The following is a 23,476-nucleotide window of genomic DNA, read 5'->3' as shown; positions in this document are numbered from 1 at the left end:
TACCCTTGTGCACAGCGCGCCCTCGACGGCGCGGCATGCACAAGATCGTCAACACGCCCCCAAGGACCCACGCCATGTCAACGTCTGCCTCCCCGGTTCATCGCCTGCCCGCATGGGTGCCGCTGCGCTACACCACGTTCTGCCTGAGCCTGGTCGGCAGCGCGGGGCTGCTGGTGGCGGCGCTGGTGTGGGGAGGGCTGTGGTGGTGGCTGGGCTTTGGCGTGTGCGCCGCGCTGGCGCTGCTGGGCGTGCGCGACATGACCCAGGTGCGCCATTCGGTGCTGCGCAACTACCCCATCATCGGCCACCTGCGGTTTCTGCTGGAGTTCATCCGGCCCGAGATGCGCCAGTACTTCATCGAGTCCGACCATGAGGCGCTGCCTTTCTCTCGCGCCCAGCGCTCCCTGGTCTACCAGCGCGCCAAGGGCGATCCGGACAGCCGCCCGCTGGGCACGCAGCTCAATGTCACGGCCCAGGGCTATGAATGGGTGAACCATTCCATGCAGCCCACCAGGCTGGCCTCGCATGATTTCCGCATCACCATCGGCTGCGCCGATGAAGGCGCCTCGCCCTGCACCCAGCCCTACAGCGCCAGCATCTTCAACATCTCGGCCATGAGCTTCGGCGCGCTGTCGGCCAATGCCATCCTGGCGCTGAACAAGGGCGCGAAGATGGGCGGCTTTGCGCACGACACGGGCGAGGGCTCCATCAGCCAGCACCACCGCGTGCACGGCGGCGACCTGATCTGGGAGGTGGCCTCGGGCTACTTCGGCTGCCGCAACGACGATGGCAGCTTCAACGAAGAAAAATTCATCGCCAACGCCACCGACCCGCAGGTCAAGCTCATCGAGATCAAGCTCAGCCAGGGCGCAAAGCCCGGCCACGGCGGCATGCTGCTGGGCGCCAAGGTCACCCCTGAGATCGCCGCCGCGCGCGGCGTGCCCGTGGGTGTGGACTGCATCAGCCCCTCCAGCCACAGCGCCTTCAGGACGCCGGTGGAGATGATGCATTTCATCGCCCGCCTGCGCGAGAAGTCGGGCGGCAAGCCCACGGGCTTCAAGTTCTGCGTGGGCCATCCCTGGGAGTGGTTCGCCATCGTCAAGGCCATGCAGGAGACGGACATCACGCCGGACTTCATCGTGGTCGATGGCGCCGAGGGCGGCACGGGCGCGGCGCCCGTGGAGTTCACCGACCACGTGGGCGTGCCGCTGCAGGAAGGCCTGCTGCTGGTGCACAACACGCTGATCGGCGTGGGCCTGCGCCACCGCATCAAGATCGGTGCGGCCGGCAAGGTGATCACGGCCTTCGACATCGCGCGCATGATGGCGCTGGGCGCCGACTGGTGCAACGCCGGGCGCGGCTTCATGATGGCCCTGGGCTGCATCCAGGCGCAGAACTGCCACACCGGCCACTGCCCCACGGGCGTGGCCACGCAGGACGCGGCGCGCCAGAAGGCCCTGGTCGTGCCCGACAAGGCCACGCGCGTGGCCAACTTCCATGACAAGACCCTGCATGCGCTGCAGGAGCTGGTGCAGGCGGCGGGCCTGGAGCACCCCTGCGACATCACGGCCCACCACATCGTGCGGCGCATCTCCGACACCGAGGTGCGCCAGCTCGCCAACCTGGTGCTGCGCGTGGAGCCCGGCGCGCTGCTGGGGCCGCTGGACAAGCAGCACAACGTGTTCAAGCTCTACTGGCCAGGGGCGCGCGCGGATACCTTCCAGTTCGTGCCGCCCACGCTCAAGCCTTCGGCACCGCAGGCCAAGGCGCAGGCGGCAGGCCAGCCCGCATAGGGACACCACGGCCGATCACGGGTTTTGACGGCGCTCGGGGATAATGCGCCCCGAGCACTTTGGTCCACGACTGTATTTTTCTTTGTAAATGAAAACTATTTTGGTTCGCATTGCGGCTGCCGTCTTCGGCGGCTATGCCTTCACCTGGGGCTTCATCGCCCTGGGCGTGGCGCTGATGTTTGCCGCCGGAATGGAGTTCCACGATGCCGAGCATCTGGGCTACATCCTCGGCTTCCTGGTGTTTCTGACGGTGTTCCTCTGGGCCTTTGCGGCGCAGAGCCTCCCGCGCGTCTGGGCCGTGCTGGCCGGCGGCGGCATTGTCATGACCGGTTGCGCATCGCTGCTCCAGCAGATGCTGCTGCCCTGAATCCGGAGAACGCCCCATGTTCCAGAACTTCCGCCTCTCCATGGCCTGGCTGCACACCTGGTTCGGGCTTGCGCTCGGCTTCGTGCTCATGGCCGCCTTCTTCTTCGGCGCGCTGTCGGTGTTCGATCGCGAGATCGACCGCTGGGCCATCCCGGCCTCGCGCTTCGAGCCCACGCCCATGCCCTCGTACGACCAGATCCTCAAGCCGGTCTTCGAGTCCATGCAGCCCAACGCCCAGGCGCGCGATGCCATGCGCGGCGAGGTCAACGGCCCGCTGCCCGAGCGCTTCGACACGCCCCAGCGCTGGGGCGCCTACACCACCCACCGCGATCCCGTGCTGGGCCTGTTCGCCGGCTACGAGGTGCCCAACGCCAAGAAGCCCGAGACCCTGATCTGGGCCATGCGCACCATCGACCCGCGCAATGGCGAATCCCTGCCGGACGACCACCTCAAGATCGGTAGCCGCTTCTTCTACCCGCTGCACTACAGCCTGACGCTCAACTGGATGAACCTTGGCTACTGGATCGTGGGCTTTGCCGCGCTCATCATGCTGGTGGCCCTGGTCAGCGGCGTGGTCATGCACCGCAAGATCTTCCGCGAGCTGTTCACCTTCCGTCCGAAGAAGGCCACGCAGCGCAGCGTGCTGGACCTGCACAACCTCACCGGCGTGGTGGCGCTGCCCTTCCACTTCTTCTTCGCCTTCACGGGCCTGGTGATCTTTGCGGGCATCTACTTCCCCATCACCCATACCCAGCTGGAGCCCCTGCACGAGTTGCACGAGAAGATGGAGGCCGAGGAAACCGGCCTGCCGCACGACCGCGCCGGCGTGGCCGCACCCATGGCCTCGGTGGACGCCATGGTGGCCGAGGCGCAGCGCCGCTGGGCCGCCAAGGGCATGGCCGGCGACGTGGGCTTCCTGTCCGTCACCCATGTGGGCGATGCCAACGGCTACGTCAGCGTCTACCGCGCCGGCACCGACCGCATCGCGCTCACGGGCGAGGGCATCCACTTCAAGGCCAGCACGGGCGCCCTGCTGCGCGAAGATCCTCCGCGCACGGCCGTGGACAGCATCAACACCTTCCTCACCGGCCTGCACCTGCAGCACTTCCGCCACTGGCTGCTGCGCTGGCTGTACGTGCTGGGCGGCCTGGCCGGCTGCGTGTGCATTGCCACCGGCTTTGTCTTTTTCGTGGAAAAGCGCAAGAAGCAGCACGCCAGACAGGGCGTGCAGGGCGCGCGCGTGGTCGATGCCCTGGCCGTCACCACGGTCACCGGCATGCTGGTGGCCACGCTGGGCATGCTGATCGCCAACCGCCTGCTGCCCGAGGCCATGCCCCAGGGCTGGCCGGGCCGGGGCGACATGGAACGCTATTTCTTCTGGGCCACCTGGCTGCTGGCCATGGCGCATGCCTTTGTGCGCAGCGCCCCCGTGGCCCGGGGCCTGCCCAACCCCGCCTGGCGCGAGCAGTGCTGGGCCGTGGCCGCCATGGCCGTGGTGGCCGTGCTGCTGAACTGGCTGACCACGGGCGACCACCTGTTCAAGACCCTGGGCGCGGGCTACTGGCCGGTGGCCGGCGTGGACCTGTTCATGCTGGCCAGCGCCGTGCTGGCCGTGGTGGTGGCGCGCAAGCTCAAGACGCGCGCCGCGCCCGCCATGCCCTCGCGCGCCGCGGAGGTGGCCCATGTCTGAGGGACTGATGGACGCACTGCTGCTGGCCGCCGCCTTTGCCGCCTCGCTGGCCGGCATGGCCTGGTTTGCGCTGGCCAAGGACGTGCACTGGGAGCAGGTGCACGGCGACACGCCCCAGCCCGATGGCAAGGTCAGGCTGCTGCGCTGGCTGGGCGCCTCAGGCCTGGCCGCCTCGCTGGGCCTGTGCCTGGCGGTGGACCATGCCTCCATGGCCTCCCTGGTCTGGATCATGACGCTGGCCGCTGCCGCCCTGGCCATTGCCTTCACGCTGACCTGGCGGCCGAGCTGGCTGCGCTGGCTGCCGGCCTGACGATTGCGCGGGGACCTCTGCGCCCGCCGCAGGCTCAGGCCTGCCTTTTCCTCATCCTGCGGCTGGCCAGATAGGCCATGCCGCACAGCAGCGCCAGCATGCCGCCCTTGCCCAGGCCGGGAACGGCCTGGACATTTCCGGGGCCGGCACCGGGCCCTGGGTCCGTGCCCGGACCGGGGTCGGGATCGGTGCCCGGGCCAGGGTCGGGAGGATCGGCAGCGATCACCTCGATGGACACGGATGCCGGTGCGGCAGCGCTCTGGTGCCCGTCGGATACCGTGAAGGCGAAGGTATCGGGCCCGGAGTAGCCGGCCGCCGGCGTGTAGACCAGCGTGCCCGTCTGGGGATCGAAGCCGCTGATGCCGCCATGGGCGGGGCCCGTGGTGATCTCGAAGCGCAGCGGGTCCGACTCGAAGTCCGTGCCAGCGAGGGTGATGGACAGCGCCGTATCCTGCGGCGTCGTGACGGCTTGCGGCAGCGCCACGGGGGCGGCGTTGGCCGCCATCGCGTTGGAAAAGCGCGAGGTGTCGCCGGTGGAAATCCGGGTGGCGGTCGCCGTGACAGCGGCCTGGTCGCCCGGGGGCATGGCGCCCTTGAACACCAAGGGCGCATGGCCGGAGGCATCGGTGGTCACGGTCTGCGAGCCCAGCAGAACCTTGCCGGCGGCGCGCTCCACCAGCCCGTCGGGCAGCCTGGGCGTCGAGAAATACTCGATGCGCATGCTCTCGTTGGCGACGCTGTCCAGCGTGCCGGACAGGCCGTCGGGCGTCACCGTGAGCAGCACCGGATCGGCAGGATCTCCGTTGGCCAGGCTGGTTCGTGCGATGCCTCCCTCGGTATTGCCGTAGATGGCATTGCCGAGCATGGAGATGCCCTTGACTTCGTCCCCCCGCAATCCCACGCCGAACAGTCTGTTGTGCGCAATCACGTTGGCATGTGCCGCGTCGTCACCGCCGACCAGGGTGTCATGGGCCTTCTGGAAAAAGGAAACGCCTTCCCCATTGGGCAGGGCGGTTCCCTGGGGACTGACGCCCACGTAGTTGCCCTGCACGAGGTTGTTCTTGCCGGCGCCCTGGAACTGTATGCCGGAGGCCTTGCTGCCACCGACGATGTTTCCGCGCACGGTCACCTCGTCCGAATCTTTGATGACGATGCCCCATTGATTGGGCAGCATGGTGCTGGCATCCAGGCTGGTTCCCACGATATTCCCGGCAATCAGGGTATTCGAGTTGCGTGCGGCGTAGTTTCCATTCAATTCAATGGCCGTTTCCTTGTTTCCGGCAACCAGGTTGCCGTCTTCAGGGCCTGTGCCAATGCGATGTCCGCCTTCCGGTGAGAAGAATACGGCAATGCCTGGACCATTGTTGGCAATCATGGCCGTGCCGGCTGCATTGGTCCCGACACGGTTGCGGGTCACCAGCGTGTGCGAGCCGGAAATGGAAATCCCGGATGAACCACCGGTTTCCCTGACATTGCCGGAGACGAGGTTGCTGTCGATCAGCGTGCCGGTAAATCCGGATGCCACGCTGATGCCGTTTCCCTGGTTTCCCAGCGCCACATTGCCGGTGATATCGGTGCCTATGTAATTTCCCTGAATGATGTTTTCTGTACCGGCGCCCGGCCAGGAAAGCCATATTCCGGAATTTTCCGCCGCGGAGATGACATTTCGCCCGCCAATATCGAGACTACCGATGCGGTTGCGGTTGCCGGAGTTGACAAGGATGTTGCTGCGATTGCCCATGGCGACCGTTCCCGATGCGTCAACGCCTATATGGCAGCCCAGCACGGTGTTGCCGTCGCCGGTCACCGCCAGGGCGGTGTTGAAGCCGCCTATCGCCAGACCGCGCACCGTGATGGCGCCTGCCAGCTCGAGCCCTGTACCGAACTCGGAGCTGCCTGCCTGCAGCGTGATCAGGGGGCGGCGTGGCAAGTGGTCCTCATAGCCGGGTTGCGTGCTGGCGTCCACCGTCAGTGATGTGGCGGGTGCAATGGGCTGCATGAGGCTGCCATTCCAGTTGCTTTGGGTGACGATGGTCTGCTCTCCCCCCGCACCGATGTTGAACTCGATGCGGTTGTCGCCCCCTTTGTTGCGGTTGGCGTTGGCGTAGGTGATGGCGTCGCGCAGGGAGCAGGGTCCCAGGCCGGTGCTGGCGCACGGGCCGCTTGCGTCGGCGGCGCTGTCCACCACGACGGTCCATGCATGGGCCGTGGCGACACAGCCTTGCAAGAGCAACGCCAGGGCGAGCAGGCGCAGCGGCCTGCTTGCCGGCCTGGTAGTGAATCGTTGCCTGTATATCCTCATTGCCATTTTTACTTTCCCTGAAAGGGGCTGCCGAAACGCATTCTGGATATTGCGCAATACAGGACGTGAAAAAAGCGCTGGCATTCTGCATGCGCGACGTCTGTGTGCAATATCACAGGGGTGGTCGGAAACGGAGCAGCCTTTGTCGATGAATCAATCCGGCAATGATCTCCAGGGCATCGGAATATTGGTTTAAGAATTTTCTTAAAGTGACAGGAATAATGGCATTTTCAAAGAGATTTGACGATTTTCCGATGGCGGATCGATGTTTGAAATCGCTCTTTGGCGAGGCGGCGTGCAAGAGGTTTCAGCATTAAGAAAATTCTTAGTCCAAATTCGCCCTTTGATTCCTAAGATTCGGCAATGCGCCAGTTTCAAGCTCTCTTGTTTTCTTCCAGATCGACACATCACAGGCTGTGCCTGTCCCTGGCACGGCGTGACTTGATGGCATTTGCACTGGCGATCATGGCCATGCTGGCCTGTGCCGGTCACGGCGGCAGGGACGACGCCGCCCCGGCGACGCCGTCGCGCAGCCTCGGCCATGTGCCCGTGCGAGACATTCAGTTGTTTTTCATGGACCGATGTTTCCTGCTGCTGGACGCTGCGGTGGGGGCCACGCACGCAGCCATCCACACGCAAGCCGGTTATGCCTGGCCGTGGCGCGCCAGCGCAGCGCAGGGCCAGCCCGGGCCGCTCCATTCACTGATGCAGGCAGGCCGGGCGCTTCCCGAATCCCTGTTGCTGCGCAAATCCGCGAACAACGCCGGATGGCTTGCAGGCCGCTGGGAGTCCGCGCGGCAGCTGGTCAGGGCCCATGTCTGGCTGCTGCTGGGGTCCGTGTCGCTGGGACTTGCCTTCATGGCTGTTCTTGCATGGTGCGTGCGCCGGCTGCGCCGCGGCGTGCCGGCTTCGGCCTGGAGCCGGGCAGGCACCTGCGCCGCCGGTGATGCGCTCTGCCGAAAGCTGCTGGACACGGCCCCCGTGGGCCTGGCACTGGTGCGGTGCAGCGATCGCAGCCTGCTGCTGTCCAACGGGCTGGCGCGGCAGTGGGTGTGCAGTGATTCTTCGTGGTTCGAGCATGCCGTTGCCGCGGGCGCGCAGCAGGGCCGGCGCGAGCTGGTGCTGGGAGACGGTCGGCTGGTGGAGGTCAGCACCACGCACACCAGCCACGCAGGCGAGCCGGTGGTTTTTTGCCTGGTCAGCGATGTGACGGCGCTCAGGCAGGTGCAGGCAGCGCTGGTTGATGCCAAGCTGCGCGCCGAATCGGCCAGCCAGGCCAAGACGCAGTTTCTGGCCACCATGAGCCATGAAATACGGACGCCGCTCTTTGGCATCCTGGGAACGCTGGAGCTGCTGGCGCTGTCCAGGGTTCCTTCCGAACAGACACGCTACCTGGGGGCCATGCAGCAGGCATCGGCCTCCTTGCTGCGCATCGTCAACGACAGCCTGGACCTGTCGGCCATCGAGGCGGGCCGGCTGCAACTGGAGGCCCATGCGTTCTCGGCCACCGAACTGCTCGACAGCGTGGCCGCAGGCCTGCTGTCGCGTGCCGAGCAAAAGGGGCTGCAGCTGTATGCCGTCTCCGATGTGAAAACGCCGCCCCTGCTGGTGGGCGATGCCTTGCGGCTGCGGCAGATCCTGGACAACCTGGTGGGCAATGCCATCAAGTTCACGTTCTCCGGCCATGTGGCCATCCGCCTGCAGGTCATGGGAGAGAGCGAGGAAGGCACCGACCTGCGGTTCCAGGTGCAGGACACCGGCATCGGCATCGACCCGGAGCAGCAGCCCTTCCTGTTCGACCCGTACTTCCGTGCCCATGCGGCCACCCAGCAGCAGGTCCAGGGCGCGGGCCTGGGACTGTCCATCTGCCTGCGCCTCAGCCAGGAGATGGGCGGGCGGCTGACGGCCGCCAGCCAGCTGGGACTGGGGACCTGCGTGTCATTCGAGCTGCGCCTGCCGCGCGAGAGCGCGGCAGGCTATGAGGCAGTGCCCAGTCTGTTGCCGCACACCGTCTACGTGGATGGCGCCATTCCGGAAGTCGTGCACAACCTGTGCGCCTGGCTGCGGCATTGGGGCGCCATGGCCCAGCCCTACCGGGACCAGGTGCAGGGTCCCAATGAGCAGGCCGTGCTGGTGCAAGCCTGGCCGCGGTCGCTGCGCCGTCCGCAATGGACGGGCAAATGCGTTCTGGCGCTGGCGCCGGGCGAGAGCCCCCGCGAGACCGTGCAGGCCTGCGTGTGGGAGGCCAGCGCGCCTGGCGTGCCGGCAGTGGGCCATGCGCTGGGCCTGGCCCAGCAGGGCATTGCACCGGGTGCGCGCCCCGACCTGTATGCCGCCGCCGCCCAGGTCCACGAGCCCCTGGGGCTGAGGGTGCTCATCGTCGAGGACAACCCCATCAACAGGATCATCCTGCGAGAGCAGCTGCAGTTGCTGGGCTGCGAGGTCCAGCAGGCCAGCAATGGACAGGACGCGCTGTCCCTGCCCGGCCTGCTCGAATTCGATGCCGTTCTCACCGACCTGCACATGCCGTTGCTGGACGGCCCGGCCCTGGCGCGTGCGCTCAGAAAGCGCGGGTATGTCCGCCCGATCGTCGGGCTGACGGCCAATGCACAGCCGCAGCCGCAGCCGCAGACCCAGACGCAGGCTCAAGAGCAATCGCAAGGGCAGGGGCAGGGGCAGGGGCAGGGGCAGGGCGAAGGACTGCCGGCCGGCTTCGACAGCCTGCTGTGCAAGCCATTCACGTTGGCGGTGCTGCGCACCACCTTGAACAACATCAAGCAAGGCAGGACCTGAACCCATGCTGGCCCCATTCAAAGTACTCATCCTGGACGACCATCCCCTGTGCTGCGAGCACGCGCGCAGCCTGCTCATGGAGGCGGGACTCACGGACACGCACATGGCCTGCAACGCGCGGGAGGCCCTGGAGAAGCTGGGCGACGGCGGATTCCATCTCGTCATCACCGACCTGAAGATGCCTGACATGGACGGCCTGCAGTTCATCGATGAATTGAGCCGGCGCGACCTGCATCCCATGCTCGTGATATCCACCTCCTGCTCGCGCCGGCTGATGAACAGCGTCAGTCTCATGGCCAAGGAGTCCGGCTTTTCCGTCATCGGGATGTTCCAGAAGCCGTTCGGCACGGACCATGTCCAGGCGCTGGTCAGCCAACTCAGGTCCGTCCATGCAAACGAGGGGAAAGCCGCTGCCGGCATCAGGGAGCGGCCGATTTTCGCCAAGGCCCACCTGGTGCAGGCTTTGCAGGAGAAAACCATACAGGCCTGGTTCCAGCCCAAGAAATCCCTGCTCACGGGCCACATCGTCGGCGTGGAAGCGCTGGCGCGCTGGAACGATCCGCAGTTCGGCTTCATGATGCCGGGCTCGTTCATGTCCGCCATCCGGTTCCATGGGCTGGACCATGCCTTGCTGGTGCGGATGATGGAAGATGCCATGTCGGCGCACCTGGCCTGGCGCAGTGCCGGACATGTCGTGCCTGTGTCCGTCAACCTGCCGGTACCGCTGCTGGACGATATCGGCCTGCCGGACGAGTTGCACGGCATGGCGGCCCGGTGCGGCATTGCTGCGGAGAACATCACGTTCGAGCTGCTGGAGGACCAGGCCGTCGGCATACCCGCCAACTACTACATGAGCGCGAGCCGGTTGCGCCTCAAGGGCTTCGGCCTGGCCCAGGATGACTACGGGCGCGGATACAGCTCGATGTACAGCCTCATCTCCACGCCCTTCACCGAATTGAAGATCGACCGGGCCTTCGTGGCCGGTGCGGCAGGTGACGAGGTGCGGACTGCGGCCTTGACGTCGTCGGTGCAACTGGGGCGGCAGCTGGGCCTGACGGTGACGGCGGAAGGCGTGGAGACTACCCGGGACCTGGAGTTGCTGCGCAGCATCGGATGCGATTGCGTGCAGGGCTATCTGCTGTCCGCCGCGGTGCCTGCGGTTGAATTTGCCCTTATGCTGGCGTCCGAACCCCGGCACCAAGGCAACCCCACCTGACCCAAGCACGCAAGGCGTCCATGCCCGACTCCCCGTTCAGCAAGATCACACGCACCACACGCTGGCAGAACCGGGTACTGTTTGGAGCGCTTCCCCTGGCGATCTTCCTCATCGCCGTGCTGCTGTGGGGTTCGGAGAGGATCTTCGAGCAGGAGCAGGGGCGCCTGGCCTTGAACTTCTCCGCCATCGTCGGCTCGCTGCAGGAGCAGGAAATCTTCCTTCGGCGGCTCAAGGGCCGCAACGAGTCCTGGAAAGCGCTGCCGGACCAGAGGATAGCCACCATCGTCGACGTGCCCGCACCTGCGCAGGCGGACTACCGCATGTTCCGTGGCCGCGAGGCCATCGGCGGCATTCCCTTTTCACTGCAATGCTCTGCGCGCGTGGCCTGCGACACGCTCCCGGACCGGCTTTTCTCGCTGGGCAGCTCCCTGGCCGCAGGCTATTCCTCCTTCTGGGCAGGCTCCTACTTCCCGGCAGCCGCTGCCTTCTTCACCAAGGAGGACGGGGCGATCAGCATCGGCGTGCCGGCCATCGACGTGCCCATCGGCAACGAGAGCGTCACGCAGGAAATGTTCGACAGCACGATTGCCGCCGTCAAGGCGCATCTGCGGGCCAGGGCCGCCGATGCCCGGCCGGGCGCCGGCTCCACGGCGCCGGCGCAGGAAATCGTCTGGTTCCGGTCGCCCCAGTTCCCGGAGAAGATGATCGGCATGGTCGCCGCCGGCTTTTCAAGCCATCTCGAAGCCGGCGACGAAGCCGCCACAAGCCCGATCTACGCCGCCATCCTTTTCAGCCGCCAGCGCATCAGCGCCATAGAAAGAACCATCCATACGCTGCCCAGGCATCTTTTCTGGCTGGAGCACCGGGACTTCGGCGTGCTCATGGGCACCGGCCCCGTCCCGCAGGTGGACAACACGGGGATGCAGTACACGCGCAATGGCCTGATCCTCAAGACCGAGGATGCCTCCGGCCGGTGGACCGGCTACTACCAGGTGGACTACGCCACCTTTTTCCAGGGCAGGCTGTTCGCCCCTTCTGCCGGCCTGGTGCTGGCCCTGCTGCTGAGCCTGCTGGCCGGCGTGGCCTATACCCGGTGGTTCAACCGCAAGGTGATTGCGCCCGCGCAGGAGGCGCAGCGGGTCATCGTCGAGAGCAATGAATTCAACAGGACGCTGATCGAAACCGCTCCCGTGGCCATCTGCCTTGTGGCCTACGGCAGCGGGAAAATCATCTTCAGCAACTCGCTGGTGCAGGAGTGGCTGCACTCGGCCGATGGCTACCTGCGTCCCGGCTCGCCGGAGAACAAGGCGGCGCTGGAGGAGATTGTCCATGCCCGGGCCGCAGGCACCATGGAGCGCCTGGTCACCGAGCAGGGCAGGACGCTTCATGTGGCCTATGCGCCCACGCGCTACCTCGGCCAGGATGTGACGCTGTGCATTTTTGCCGACGTCAGCGCGCGCGCGGAGATCGAGAGCAACCTGGAGCGGGCAAGAATCGCGGCGGACGAGGCCAACGAGGCCAAGTCCACCTTTCTGGCGACCATGAGCCACGAAATCCGCACGCCGCTGTATGGCGCGCTGGGCACGCTGGAGCTGCTGGGCATGACCGAGCTCACCCAGCTGCAGAGCAAATACGTGGACCGTATCGAAGCGTCCTCGTCCATCTTGCTGCAGATCATCAGCGACATCCTGGACACCAGCAAGATCGAGGCCGGCCAGCTGCAGCTGGAAAAGGCCCCGTTCAATCCCCGGGAGCTGGTGCAAAACTGCACCAGTTCCTACGCCGCCATGGCGCAGCAAAACGGCCTGCTGCTGTTTTCCTGCGTGGACGCGCAGGTGCCCGAGTCGGTGCTGGGCGATGCGGTGCGCATCCGCCAGATCCTGGGCAATCTCATCAGCAACGCCATCAAGTTCACGGAGGCCGGCCATGTGATCGTCCGCCTGCGCAGCATGCCGGGCACGGCTTCGCAGGCCCGGCTGGTGTTCGAGGTCTGCGACACGGGCGTGGGCATAGAAAAATCCCTGCATGGCGAGCTTTTCACGCCCTTTTATCTCGTCAAGAACAGCAGCCGCACCGCCCGTGGAGCGGGCCTGGGCCTGTCCATCTGCTGGAGCCTGGCCCGGATGATGTCCAGCTCCATCCAGGTCTGGAGCGAGCCCGGCCTGGGCAGCAGGTTCTGGTTCGAGCTGGGGCTGGAGACCGTCGCGCAGGAGCAGGAGCAGGAGCAGGGGCCGGAGCAGGAGGAGGCTCCCGCGCTGCAGGGCGCCCGGATCGCGGTGCGCACCCCCCACCCGGAACTGACGGACAACATCTGCGCCTGGCTGCGGCGCTGGGGCGGCCAGGCCCGCGCGGCGGCAGCCGCCCCGGTGGCGGCCCATGACGATGAGCTGCTGCTGGACGTCCTGCTGCCGGCGGACAGCCCCGCGCCGCAGTGGAAGGGGCGGCACCTGAACCTGTCCTCGCCGGACAACCGGGGCATCGACGGGCACAACGTCCTGAGCATCGGCCAGGGCATTGCCCAGGTGCTTGGCGGTGCGCAGCGCTCTGCCAGCGCCGGCACCGATCTGCCCCTGTTCGACCTGCGCGTGCTGGTCGCCGAGGACAATCCCGTCAACCAGGTGACGCTGCGCGGCCAGCTCGAGAGCCTGGGCTGCGAAGTCACGGTCGCCGACGACGGGGAGGAGGCGCTGGCGCTGTGGGACATCAGCCCGCACGACCTGGTGCTGACGGATGTGAACATGCCCTACCTCAACGGCTACGAACTCGCCGAGCGGCTGCGTTCGGAGGGGGTTGCCTGCCCCATCGTCGGCGTGACCGCCAATGCCATGCTGGACGAGGAAAACCGCTGCCTGAACGCCGGCATGAATGCCTGGCTGGTCAAGCCCATCCAGTTGCGCACGCTGGTCCGCACCCTGGAGAAGTTCGCGCCGAGAAAACGCCTGCGTCCGGCGCCTGCCCAGGCCGGCGCTGCGGCGGCGGACATTCCCCCGCCCCCGGCCCTGTCGGAGCCCAACGTTTTGCAGACGCACAGGCAGGTCTTCGTGCAGTGCATGAACGACGACATAGAAATGCTGGCCCGCGGCCTGCAGGAGCGCCGGCCCGACCTGGCCGCCCAGGCCCTGCACCGCATGCGCGGCGCCTTGCTGCTGGCCAGGATGCAGGAGCTTGCCGCCCGCACCCAGGCGCTGGAGGAGCGGCTCCTGAACGGCGCCCCGGAGCCCGGCCTGCAGGCCGCGCTGTCAGTCCTGCTGGACGACCTCCTGGCCGACCTTCGCGCCATGATGGCGCAATTGCCCCAGCCCTAACCCTTTGCTTGCGATCCCATGAAACTGAAACTGCGCATTGCTGTCGTGGACGACCACGCCGTGGTCCTGCTTGGCGTCAAGGACTTCCTGGAGCAGGACCCCAATCTCCAGGTCGTGGCCACGTTCGATACCCCGTCGTCCTTGATGGAATACGCCAGATCGAACCCCCTGGACGTGGTTCTGACCGACTACTCCATGCCGGGCGATGACCTCTACGGAGACGGCCTGCGCTACGTGGACTACCTGATACGCCATTTCCCGCACATCAAGGTGCTGGTGCTGACGACCGTCTCCAATCCCATGATCATCTCGGCCCTGTATGACGCGGGCGTCGCCGGCGTGCTGCTCAAGGAAGACCCGCTCAGCCAGATCATGGCGGCGCTGCAATGCGTGCGCCTCAACACGCGCTACTACTCGCCCTCGTTCCAGGCAGGCACGCCCAGGCAGGAGAGGACGGTTTTCCTGAGCGAACGCGCCAACAACCTCTCGCCGCGCGAATTCGAAGTCCTCAGGCATTTCGCCAAGGGGGAATCCATCACGGAAATCGCCGCACGCCTGAGGCGCAGCGTCAAGACCGTCAGCCTCCAGAAGAACTCCGCCATGCGCAAGCTGAACGTGGACAGCAACCAGGACCTGGCCGCCTTCTGCGCCGAGCACCATCTCTTCGACTGACCGGCCTGCGGGCTGCACCAGCCGGTCAACCTTCCAGCGCCTGGCCTTGCGCCTGGCTGCCGCCCTCGGCGTCCACCTCGCCCAGGCGATAGTGCGGTTCGGACGGCATCAGGCGAAACCCCAGAAGTGCCCCGCGCCGGCTTGTCTTCATCGCCAGGGGCGCCTGGCAATGCACGCAGCCATAGTTCACGAAATTGGCATCCTGCTCCAGCGAGTAAAAGCGGAACCTCAGTCCGGGGTGGGGCTTGGACAGGGATGTATTGCTCAGCAATTCGTAGCATGGGTCGCACAGTTTCTGGATTGTTTTCGGCTGCATTTCTGGAAATAAAACGGATCGATATACCGCTGTCCAGTCTTGCCAGAACCTGCGCAACCCAGGTTAAGACGATTCTTATCGTCGGCTGTCATATCCGTTGCAATGAATGCCGCCGCCGGCGGCAATCCGGCAGTTTCTGCCGCTGTTGCAACACTTGGTTACTTCCTTGACCCATCTCAAATCCCCCAGGCGGCGGCGCCGATACGCTTCGGCCCATGAATCGCCACGGCTTGACTTGGGTCAGCCTGGCCTGGCACGCAGGCATTCCATGCCGATACCGCGTGCGCACACAACAGCGGCGCCCTACGCCGCACAGGAGATGCATCAATGCACATCGGCCAACGTTTCTGGCGCCGCCAAGGGCTGGGCACCAAACTGTCCATCACCAATTTCGTCTGGGTCGCCTCCATCCTGGGCCTGCTGGTCCTGGGCATTGCCTGGGATGTCAGCAAGTCCCTGCAGTCCAGGATGAACAGCGACATGCAGCAGGGCATACGGACGCTGTACAACTTCATCGAGTCCAACGACAAGGAGCTGCGCCAGCGCACCCAGTTCCTGGCCGACAGCCTGGCGCACAGCCTGCAGGGCACGCTCAGCCTGGACACCGGCGGCAGCGAGCCGGTGCTGAGCCTGGACGGCCAGCCGCTCAACGGCAACGATGCGCAGCTGCAGGCTTTCACGCGCAGCACCGGCGCCGTGGCCACCGTGTTCGCGGCGCAGGGGCAGGGCGACTTCGTGCGCATTGCCACTACCCTGAAGAACGACAAGGATGACAAGGGCGCGGCCGTGCTGGGCAGCCGCCTGGACCGCGCCCACCCCGCCTACGCCGCCATCCAGGCCGGCCAAAGCTACATGGGCCTGGCCCATCTGTTCGGCCGCCAGTACATGACGCACTACCGCCCGCTCAAGGACGCGGCGGGTGCCACCGTGGGCATTGCCTTCGTGGGCCAGGACTTCTCGCAACTGCTGGAGCACTTCAAGGACTCCATCCGCGCGCTCAAGGTCGGCCAGACCGGCTACTACTTCGTGCTCAACGCCGAAGACGGCCCCCAGCGCGGCCAGCTGGTGGTGCATCCCGCCATGGAGGGCAAGAACATCAGCGAGTCCAGGGACGGCGACGGCCGTTTCTTCATCCGCGACATGCTGGACCGCAAGCAGGGCAGCATCGCCTATCCCTGGACCAACCCGGGCGAGGAGCAGCCCCGCGACAAGCTGGTCGTCTTCAGCCACTACGCGCCCTGGAACTGGGTCATCGCCACCAGCGCCTACGTGGACGAATTCGTCTCCGAGACCCGCAGCCTGATCCTGCAGTTCGCCCTCATGGGCCTGGGCGCCGTGCTGCTGCTGTCGGCCGCGTGGTTCTGGCTCATCCGCCGCATGATCGTTCGCCCCTTGAAGCAGGCCAGCCACATGGCCTACGCCATTGCCGATGGCGACCTGACCGTGCGCATCGCCAGCGACCGCCATGACGAAATCGGCCACCTGCTGGAAGCCATGAACACCACCAGCACGGGCCTGACCCGCGTGGTCGGCAGCGTGAACGAACAGGCCCACAGCGTGGCCCTGGCCAGCGCGGAAATCGCCCAGGGCAACCAGGACCTGGCCGCCCGCACCGAAAGCGAGGCCAGCGCGCTGGAGCAGACGGCCGCCGCCATGGAAGAGCTGGGCTCCACCGTGGCCCACAACGCGGACCACGCGCAATCGGCCGACCGCATCACGCGCGAGGCCCAGCGCGTCGTCACCGAAGGCGGGCAGGCCGTGCGCAAGGTCGTGCAGACCATGCAGGGCATAGACGCCAGCAGCAAGAAGATTGCCGACATCATCGGCGTCATCGACGGCATTGCCTTCCAGACCAATATCCTCGCCCTCAACGCTGCCGTGGAAGCTGCCCGGGCGGGCGAGCATGGCCGCGGCTTTGCCGTGGTGGCCGAGGAAGTGCGCGCCCTGGCAGGCCGCAGCGCCGAGGCCGCCAAGGAAATCAAGCAGCTCATCAGCCACAGCGTCGCCGAAATCCACACCGGCAACCAGGAGGCCGCGTTTGCCGGGGAAACCATGGAACAGGCCATGGAGGAAATCCGCAAGGTCACCCAGCTGATATCGGACATCAGCCACGCCAGCGCCGAGCAGAACAGCGGCGTCGCCCAGGTGGCCGAAGCCATCACCCACATCGACCAGACCACGCAGAAAAACGCCGCCCTGGTCGAGGAAATGGCCGGCGCCGCCGCCGGCCTGCGCCACCAGTCCGATCAACTGGTGCGCGTGGTCTCCATCTTCAGGCTGCCGGGCGGCAGCAATGCCCAGGCGCAGGCGGCGCCCCGCGCACCGTCGCTGGCGCCCGGCGCGGCCAAGGCATCTGTGCCCCAAGCCGCCCCGCCTGCCGTTGCCAAGCCTGCCACCCCGGCCGCGTCGGCTGCCTCGGCAAAACCGGCTGCCGCCAAGCCCATCGCCATGGCCTCCACGGCCGATGACGACTGGGACAACTTCTAGGCGCCGCGCCCGCCTCAGTCGTGCCGCGCCATCAGGTCACGGCGGCGGCGCTCGTAGTAATGCCGCTGGCACTCGGCCGCCTCCTGCCAGGCCTGCCTGTCTATGGCCTCCTGCACATGGTCCGGCAACGGCCGGGGCGCAGCCGCAGTCGCCAGCATGGCCTCCATCCCCTCCAGCGGCGCAAAGCCCAGGCAGGGCAGCTCGAATGGCAGCGCGGGCTCCTGCGCATTGGCAAGAATGGCCCCCAGCGCCCAACGTGCCATGCGGTCAAAGAACCCGTCAGGGTGCCCATGGTTCCAGTACCGCGCCATCTCCGGCCCCGCAAACCGCATGGCGTCATAGGCATGCCTGGGGTTGTGGCGGGCCAGCTCCACCACCTCGCTGAACCAGATCTCTCCAATCCCATAGTGCTCATGCCCGCTGTTCATGCGCGGCGGCACAAACCACTGAATGCGCTCCCCCTTCGCATTGCGCCGTGTGAAAGACAGGTCATCGCAGGTGCGGATGCGGCGCAAGACCTTGGGCGCAGGCCCCGGGATCAGGCTCTGGGGCGGGTGCATGGCATCGTGCCCGGGCTTGGTCTTGTACTTGGGTTTGCTGTCTTTGGCCGGGGCATCCACGCCAGTCAACACCTTGCGCTGCACCCAGCGCCTGAAGGGCTTGGCCTCAGGTGATGGGCTGGCTTGAATCAGCGCCTGCAGGCCGTTCGCATTGACAGCTGCCAAGGCTTGGCGCCTGGGCATGCGGCCGGGCTCGCTGGCAAGGCGGACGGTGCAGCGGTGGTCTTCAGCGAGCTTGCCGATGGCCAGCTTGTGGCGGGAGATTCCCAAAGCTGTGCACACATCCTTGGCCATGAACCAGGTCCACGCCGTTCCTGCGGAATGTGCGGATCGGGATGTCGCCGAAGTGGAGGGTTTGGGGAGTGGTGTCGTCTGCAGGGATTCCACGGACGGACGGGGTCTGCGTAGCCATGACTGGCCTCCTATGATTCGTTGGACTACCAACTTCGCCTCCTGTTGAGAGAGGCGGCCGGGTGCTTCAACACGGTCATAGGGCCGCCCGCAGATTTCCCCCGAAGGGTCTTGTATAGCTGCGCGCCACCCGGCCATAAGCAAGCCTTGCCCCGGAGCTCGAGGCAAGACGAAACGTATGGACGAAAAAAAGCCACTGGACTTACGGGAGTGACTTCCGCCTATGAGGTGTGTTGAGCACCGGGGAGGATCGTAGCAGGTGTGGGCGTGCGGGAGCTGCCCAAAGCTGTTACGTAGGCGTGCTGGATGGAGGGTGCAGGGACGTGTTGAATGAGTGGCTTTGCAGTGAATTGCGAGGGCAACGTTTAGTTGTTCAAGGCCTGTGCGTCAGCAGTAGGCCACCGCACACGTCCGAACGACGGCCTCAGGCTGGTTGACGACGTTCGGCGGAAACAACCAGACGACGGCTATCGACCCAAAGCAGTTGGTCAAGTGCCTTACCCAACGCATGCTTTGCAGCGCAAGCGGAAGTGACTTGCCCTCCGCCGAATGTAGGGTTACTGGCGCTTGGCCCACATTTGTGAACATACCTGCCGTCCTGCCGACGGTTTGGCCTCTGTGTACATCGTTGCCAAACAGGTATGCTCACTGGGTGCCCTCTAAATCCATCTACATCGCGCTGTGCAAGCGCGCCACAGCCTAGTCCAATAGTCATGTCTGTTCCTGCTGACGAAGTCCTAGCCCCAACTAACGAATTTTCTGGCACCGCCGACATCGGCAATGAGGGCATCAAGAAGCACTTTAAGAAGAGCGAGGCGCACGAGCCGCTCTTTGAACTCGTGTGGAACGGTTTTGACGCAAAGGCCGAGCGCGTTTACGTGGATATTTACGAAAACGATCTGAACGGTATCGACCGTGCCACCGTTCTAGACGATGGAATAGGCATCGACTACACCACGCTAAAGGCAACGTTTGGCCAGTTCAACGAATCATCCAAACAGGCCGACCCATCGCTGCACGGTTCGCACGGTCGCGGCCGCCTGGCATTCCACGTTATCTGCCGAGATGCCACCTGGTTCACTCGGTCTACAAAGGGTGACGCCCGCATATCAGTTGAAGCCCAATCCATCAAGCATTACAAGGGGCATCACGTCAAGGCTGATGAGCAACACCCCAAGCTGGCGAACAAGCTCCATGGAACCGTAGTCGAGCTGAGGAACTTTACAAAGATTTTACCGAGCTCAGAGATTTTGCGAGAGAGATTCTCAGCTGAATTCGGCTGGTTCCTGGCTGTCCGCGAGAGCAAGGAACTGCGTGTCAACGACGTGCTTATTGCGGTCCCGAGGAATGAGATAACGAAGCGAACCATAAATGTTCGCGACTATGACTTCGAGGTGCAGGTGATCCGCTGGGACAAGAAACCAAGCTCTGAGAAGTCTTACATTTACCTGTTCAACTCTAAGAATGAACTGGTCTATAAGGTGCTCAGCACCTTGAATAATAAGCCAGGCTTCTTCACGACGGTGTGCGTCACCTCTGCGTGGGCAGATTCATTTTCGCCAACCGCGGATCTGTTCAACCTAGAAGCGAACAGCCTTACGTCTTTGGCTTGGAGAGGGCTGATTCGCCAACTTAGCGCCCTGACCGAAGAAGTCTACGAGGACTTCTTGCGCAAGAAAGCCGAAACTGTAGTGGACGGCTATATCCGTGATGGATACTTCCCTACCTACGCAGGCTTGCCCGAGAGCGAAAGGGAATGGCGACTCAACAACTCACGAACCCTCGTCAAGGAAATCTATCTTGCAGATCCACAGGTCTTCAATGGGAGCAAGAAGCAAATCAGGGTCATCATTCGTCTGATTGACCGCCTGGCAATCTCAAATGAAAACGATGCTCTTCTTGACGTCTTGAATGGTGCTTTAGACCTTTCTCCAGAAGCCGTCCATAAGCTCAGCGAACAACTGCGCCAAACTTCTTTCGAGAACATCGTCTCCACCATCGAGGTGCTACAACGTCGATCCACTGCTGTTCAGAAGCTGAGAGTGGTCATGAACGAGCACTATCGAGAGGTGCTTGAGACGCCCGATCTGCAGCAAATTATCGAAAACAACACTTGGCTCTTCGGTCCGAAGTTCGAAACGCTCGGCGCAGAAGAAGACACGTTTACCAAGATTGCCAAGTCTTTGAGAGACAAAGCCATCAAAAACAATGCGATCGATGAGGCGGACGTGGAGGACAGCACTGATGTCGCGGGAGCACAGCGGCAAGTGGACCTGTTCTTAGCAAGAAAGTACCCAACCCACGACTCACGCGGCCAGTCGATCTACAAGTGCACCATCATCGAGATAAAGCGACCGTCCATCGCGCTGAACACCAAACACCTGAGACAACTGGAGGACTACGCGCAGATCATCAAGCGCTTTCCCGAATTCTCGTCTGAGAGGGCGCACTTTGAGCTCATCCTCGTCGGACGGAAGATTTCCTCTGAGGACACGCTGATTCAGGGGCGAAAAAACGATCTCATTGATCGTGGAGAGATGGGACTCATCGCCGAATTACCCCGCATGAAGCTGTACGTGATGGACTGGTACACGCTGTTGGACTCGTTCGACTTGTCGAACGACTTCATGCTCGAACACCTAAAGTTGCGGCGTGCCGAGTTTGCTGGCGAGTCTAAAGAGAAGTTGATTGCGGAACTGCAGCAGCCACACTGAAGAGCCAGTTTTATGTTAGCCACCGTCTGAAAGACAGGTTCTGGTCGTCGCAGACAGTCAGCCTCTTGAAGCGAGTGGCAACAGCCAGCCTGCGGCGGAACAAGCAGGCATCGCGGCCAACTATTCCTGACCAGTAATAGCTCCTCGCTGCAGACTTTTGCAGGCACGTATCAGACACTCCGCGTCCAGTGGTAGCGAACCGTTCCATGCAAGATGATTTAATATTAATAATACCTTTGATTATGTATCTTCGTGAGTTCGCCACCAGAGCAAAACGAATGGCTTATTCGATCAAGTAGAGAAAAAAGCTGTTTTTCCATCTCGAAATAATCATTTCGCGGCGCCGTATAAATTGTTATCCCCACTCCAGTCATGTGATCGCGAACACGCCGTTGATGCTCTTTGTAACTAAATCCACCGGGTGTCCCTATGCTGCATCTTTCGTTTGATTCATCAATTATTTCATTGACTTTATTAAGAAATACATTATAGTCATTGGATACGGTTGTTTTGCCGACTCTTGATAGGCTAAATATTTTTCCATACAGAAATAATATATCAAAATGCGAGCGTGAAAGACGATCTCTTTTATCCAGTTCTGCTTCAATGTATTCAGTAAATACTTTTAGATGCTCAATGTGATTTGTTAGTGCGGCATTGCTGGATGAATTAAAATAGCTAAGTAATGCTACAAATATTCCACCCATCGTTGCTATAGCGACACCAAAGTCAATAGCCGCCTTAGCCGTTGATGTGGCTGAGCCGATATACCCAAAGAATCGACCCACGCATTCACTATTGAAGCAAATATCTTGCAGATACAGCTCTTTATCAAAAATTGTAAGAATGACAATAACTACTGCAAACCCTATCCCAACTATTAGAATCAAAGCAAGCGTGCTGCCTAGGACTAGCAGGCTCCTAGGTTGGTTGTGTAACATATTTTTAAAGCTATTCATATTTATTCTTTGGTTTTAATTTCCGAAGTTGCTCCCTCAATTCGTGAGCCTTATTAGGAAAGGATCTCTTTAAAATAACAAGGCGCTGACTCGCTACATGCCATCTCTTATGAAACCAATAGGTATCTTGATAACCTGGTTTAGCGCTATCTTTCAATAATCGAGCCACTTGATTTTCGGCTCGCTCGATGTCTTTATGGGATGGCAACGGTGTCACACGTTGCAAGCGCTCAAGTAGAAATTTATGCTGAGTATGCCCAACCCGTCTTAGTTTGTTGATGCGGCCAAGGCATCTATTAAAATCTCTGCGATAGGCGCGAGAAGCGCGATAGCCTGGGGTTGATGCAAGAAGCTCAAGATTTTTAACCGATGCTCTAATACGCTTTGGTTCGTCAGGTGGGAGCCGAGGTTGGCCAAAATCGACGCGCAGGCCGTGCACAATCAATGGTTTCATGCCAGCATTTTGAACTCTTGTTTTGTTTTTATTTAGAGGCAGGCCGACCTCATCCAGCATGCTTTCAACTTTACGAAGTGCGAAAGAGAAGTCGTATTGCGCAATACGGCTAGATATGGTTATGTCATCTACCAGTCTCGTGTATCGAAGCCCTTTATGGCGCAAATTTTTGACTAAAAGTCCTTCGTTGGAGTATAAGCACAAAGTTGCCAAATAACTTGATGTGAGTGCCCCTTGTACGACATGATCTCCACGACAACATAGATTTGCCAATACTTCGGATACATCGTCGCTAAAATTTAGAAATTTTGAGAAAATTTCTATAACTCTGCTTTTATGAATATTATCGAAAAAATCTTTGATATCTACAGATAATATACTTTTAGAGTCGCAGTGCTGTCTTGCGCAATTGACGTAATCTTTTTCTGCCGCTGGAGATGTGGATAAATCGTCGTTAGGGATTGAGCCAAAGACATGATCAGGCCATATGATGACGTGAGGATTGGAAAAAATCCGTTTGTTTAATCTGCGTTGAATTTTTCTTATCAGATGGTGTGGATTGTGAACAGTACGTTCTGATCCATTTGCCTTGGGAATAACTCGCTCTTGATATCGCTCGCTCACAGACAACGCTAGCGCTTGTTCGATTTCGCTAGCAGTAATGTCTAGAGCTCTGCACAACGCACTGATTGTGGCGATCGTGCCTTTAGAGACCTTCACAGGTTCCAGTCGTGGCGTGTGATGCACATCCGTCTCCCAGGATGAGATCAAAGTGGTTTGGCCAGCCCATACAACAGGGCTCAGGTAGACGTGATGCTTCCACTGACGAGTCGTTGGCAACAGCCACGTCCACCATGGCCAAACCCTGCGACTAACTCTCTTCGAGGAAGAGACGGACGGTAGATCCCTCTCCCCACAAGCTGATCGGCGCGAAAGCCTATCAACGTCTGTTTCCAGACTTATCCAACAACTCTGATTCGTCAGTTGATGCAAGTGAGCGATACGCTCACGCTATGCTTGAATTGTATCGCCTTGAAACAGTGAGTCAATAGCTGCATATGGCTTTGCACCCCAAGTAGCCGAAGTGCGTATAAACCCTATAACCTAGACGCACGTCTTGGCTGTCA

Annotated in this window: 15 protein-coding genes; 10 read left to right on the top strand and 5 right to left on the bottom strand. The window is 62.3% G+C overall.

Features of this window, described 5'->3' with window-relative positions:
• Nucleotides 1-74 precede the first annotated feature (74 nt).
• The 4 genes from ACF8LI_RS14440 (at nt 75) to ACF8LI_RS14425 (ending at nt 4,160) form a co-directional block, all read left to right on the top strand.
• Entirely contained in the window at nt 75-1,793 is a 1,719-nt protein-coding gene (locus ACF8LI_RS14440) for an FMN-binding glutamate synthase family protein (RefSeq protein ID WP_392414227.1), read from the top strand.
• Nucleotides 1,794-1,881: 88 nt separating this feature from the next.
• Nucleotides 1,882-2,160, top strand: coding sequence for a hypothetical protein (locus tag ACF8LI_RS14435; RefSeq protein ID WP_016448165.1), 279 nt, complete (start codon nt 1,882-1,884; stop codon nt 2,158-2,160).
• A gap of 16 nt (nt 2,161-2,176) precedes the next feature.
• Nucleotides 2,177-3,850: a PepSY domain-containing protein gene (locus ACF8LI_RS14430; RefSeq protein WP_016448164.1), complete on the top strand. Its 1,674-nt coding sequence runs from the start codon at nt 2,177-2,179 to the stop codon at nt 3,848-3,850.
• Complete coding sequence (locus tag ACF8LI_RS14425) at nt 3,843-4,160, top strand: DUF3325 domain-containing protein (RefSeq protein WP_392414226.1); 318 nt, start codon at nt 3,843-3,845, stop codon at nt 4,158-4,160. The genes ACF8LI_RS14430 and ACF8LI_RS14425 overlap by 8 nt, the downstream gene beginning before the upstream one ends.
• 34 nt (nt 4,161-4,194) lie before the next feature.
• On the opposite strand, the gene ACF8LI_RS14420 is transcribed toward ACF8LI_RS14425, so the two are convergent.
• On the bottom strand, nt 4,195-6,519 hold the full coding sequence (locus ACF8LI_RS14420; protein WP_392429827.1) for an Ig-like domain-containing protein: 2,325 nt from the start codon (nt 6,517-6,519) through the stop codon (nt 4,195-4,197).
• Nucleotides 6,520-6,906: 387 nt separating this feature from the next.
• Here ACF8LI_RS14420 and ACF8LI_RS14415 point away from each other — a divergent pair, with 387 nt between their 5' ends.
• From ACF8LI_RS14415 to ACF8LI_RS14400, 4 genes are read left to right on the top strand one after another with little or no spacing between them, the layout of a single operon-like run.
• Entirely contained in the window at nt 6,907-9,255 is a 2,349-nt protein-coding gene (locus tag ACF8LI_RS14415; protein WP_392414224.1) for an ATP-binding protein, read from the top strand.
• Between the two features lie 4 nt (nt 9,256-9,259).
• On the top strand, nt 9,260-10,471 hold the full coding sequence (locus tag ACF8LI_RS14410; protein WP_392414223.1) for an EAL domain-containing protein: 1,212 nt from the start codon (nt 9,260-9,262) through the stop codon (nt 10,469-10,471).
• A gap of 20 nt (nt 10,472-10,491) precedes the next feature.
• Nucleotides 10,492-13,776, top strand: a complete 3,285-nt coding sequence (locus tag ACF8LI_RS14405) for a response regulator (protein ID WP_392414222.1) — start codon at nt 10,492-10,494, stop codon at nt 13,774-13,776.
• Nucleotides 13,777-13,794: 18 nt separating this feature from the next.
• On the top strand, nt 13,795-14,448 hold the full coding sequence (locus tag ACF8LI_RS14400; RefSeq protein ID WP_016448158.1) for a response regulator transcription factor: 654 nt from the start codon (nt 13,795-13,797) through the stop codon (nt 14,446-14,448).
• A 25-nt stretch (nt 14,449-14,473) separates the two neighbouring features.
• On the opposite strand, the gene ACF8LI_RS14395 is transcribed toward ACF8LI_RS14400, so the two are convergent.
• The gene (locus tag ACF8LI_RS14395; protein WP_223275363.1) at nt 14,474-14,719 is read right to left on the bottom strand and encodes a hypothetical protein; all 246 of its coding nucleotides are present in this window, start codon (nt 14,717-14,719) and stop codon (nt 14,474-14,476) included.
• A gap of 372 nt (nt 14,720-15,091) precedes the next feature.
• Between ACF8LI_RS14395 and ACF8LI_RS14390 the strand changes: the two genes are divergently transcribed.
• The gene (locus ACF8LI_RS14390; protein WP_392414221.1) at nt 15,092-17,251 is read left to right on the top strand and encodes a methyl-accepting chemotaxis protein; all 2,160 of its coding nucleotides are present in this window, start codon (nt 15,092-15,094) and stop codon (nt 17,249-17,251) included.
• A 14-nt stretch (nt 17,252-17,265) separates the two neighbouring features.
• Here ACF8LI_RS14390 and ACF8LI_RS14385 read toward each other — a convergent pair whose 3' ends face one another.
• Complete coding sequence (locus ACF8LI_RS14385; RefSeq protein WP_392414220.1) at nt 17,266-18,081, bottom strand: BRO family protein; 816 nt, start codon at nt 18,079-18,081, stop codon at nt 17,266-17,268.
• Nucleotides 18,082-18,935: 854 nt separating this feature from the next.
• On the opposite strand from ACF8LI_RS14385, the gene ACF8LI_RS14380 reads away from it, so the two are divergent.
• Nucleotides 18,936-20,936, top strand: a complete 2,001-nt coding sequence (locus ACF8LI_RS14380; protein ID WP_392414219.1) for an ATP-binding protein — start codon at nt 18,936-18,938, stop codon at nt 20,934-20,936.
• 224 nt (nt 20,937-21,160) lie between these two features.
• Here ACF8LI_RS14380 and ACF8LI_RS14375 read toward each other — a convergent pair whose 3' ends face one another.
• Entirely contained in the window at nt 21,161-21,895 is a 735-nt protein-coding gene (locus tag ACF8LI_RS14375) for a retron Ec48 family effector membrane protein (protein ID WP_392414218.1), read from the bottom strand.
• Nucleotides 21,888-23,096 (bottom strand): reverse transcriptase family protein, encoded by a 1,209-nt coding sequence (locus tag ACF8LI_RS14370; protein ID WP_392414217.1) that lies wholly within the window; start codon nt 23,094-23,096, stop codon nt 21,888-21,890. The genes ACF8LI_RS14375 and ACF8LI_RS14370 overlap by 8 nt, the downstream gene beginning before the upstream one ends.
• Nucleotides 23,097-23,476 lie beyond the last annotated feature (380 nt).

The organism is Delftia sp. WSY_12 (genome assembly GCF_043104645.1).
Lineage (GTDB): Bacteria > Pseudomonadota > Gammaproteobacteria > Burkholderiales > Burkholderiaceae_C > Comamonas > Comamonas tsuruhatensis.
This window is presented reverse-complemented; position numbering and strand designations above follow the sequence as displayed.

Bases quoted from the DNA above. Each gene is read 5' to 3' on its own strand.
- ACF8LI_RS14440 (WP_392414227.1), top strand. From the start codon at position 75: ATGTCAACGTCTGCCTCCCCGGTTCATCGCCTGCCCGCATGGGTGCCG.
- ACF8LI_RS14435 (WP_016448165.1), top strand. From the start codon at position 1,882: ATGAAAACTATTTTGGTTCGCATTGCGGCTGCCGTCTTCGGCGGCTAT.
- ACF8LI_RS14430 (WP_016448164.1), top strand. From the start codon at position 2,177: ATGTTCCAGAACTTCCGCCTCTCCATGGCCTGGCTGCACACCTGGTTC.
- ACF8LI_RS14425 (WP_392414226.1), top strand. From the start codon at position 3,843: ATGTCTGAGGGACTGATGGACGCACTGCTGCTGGCCGCCGCCTTTGCC.
- ACF8LI_RS14415 (WP_392414224.1), top strand. From the start codon at position 6,907: ATGGCATTTGCACTGGCGATCATGGCCATGCTGGCCTGTGCCGGTCAC.
- ACF8LI_RS14410 (WP_392414223.1), top strand. From the start codon at position 9,260: ATGCTGGCCCCATTCAAAGTACTCATCCTGGACGACCATCCCCTGTGC.
- ACF8LI_RS14405 (WP_392414222.1), top strand. From the start codon at position 10,492: ATGCCCGACTCCCCGTTCAGCAAGATCACACGCACCACACGCTGGCAG.
- ACF8LI_RS14400 (WP_016448158.1), top strand. From the start codon at position 13,795: ATGAAACTGAAACTGCGCATTGCTGTCGTGGACGACCACGCCGTGGTC.
- ACF8LI_RS14390 (WP_392414221.1), top strand. From the start codon at position 15,092: ATGCACATCGGCCAACGTTTCTGGCGCCGCCAAGGGCTGGGCACCAAA.
- ACF8LI_RS14380 (WP_392414219.1), top strand. From the start codon at position 18,936: ATGTCTGTTCCTGCTGACGAAGTCCTAGCCCCAACTAACGAATTTTCT.
- ACF8LI_RS14375 (WP_392414218.1), bottom strand. From the start codon at position 21,895: ATGAATAGCTTTAAAAATATGTTACACAACCAACCTAGGAGCCTGCTA.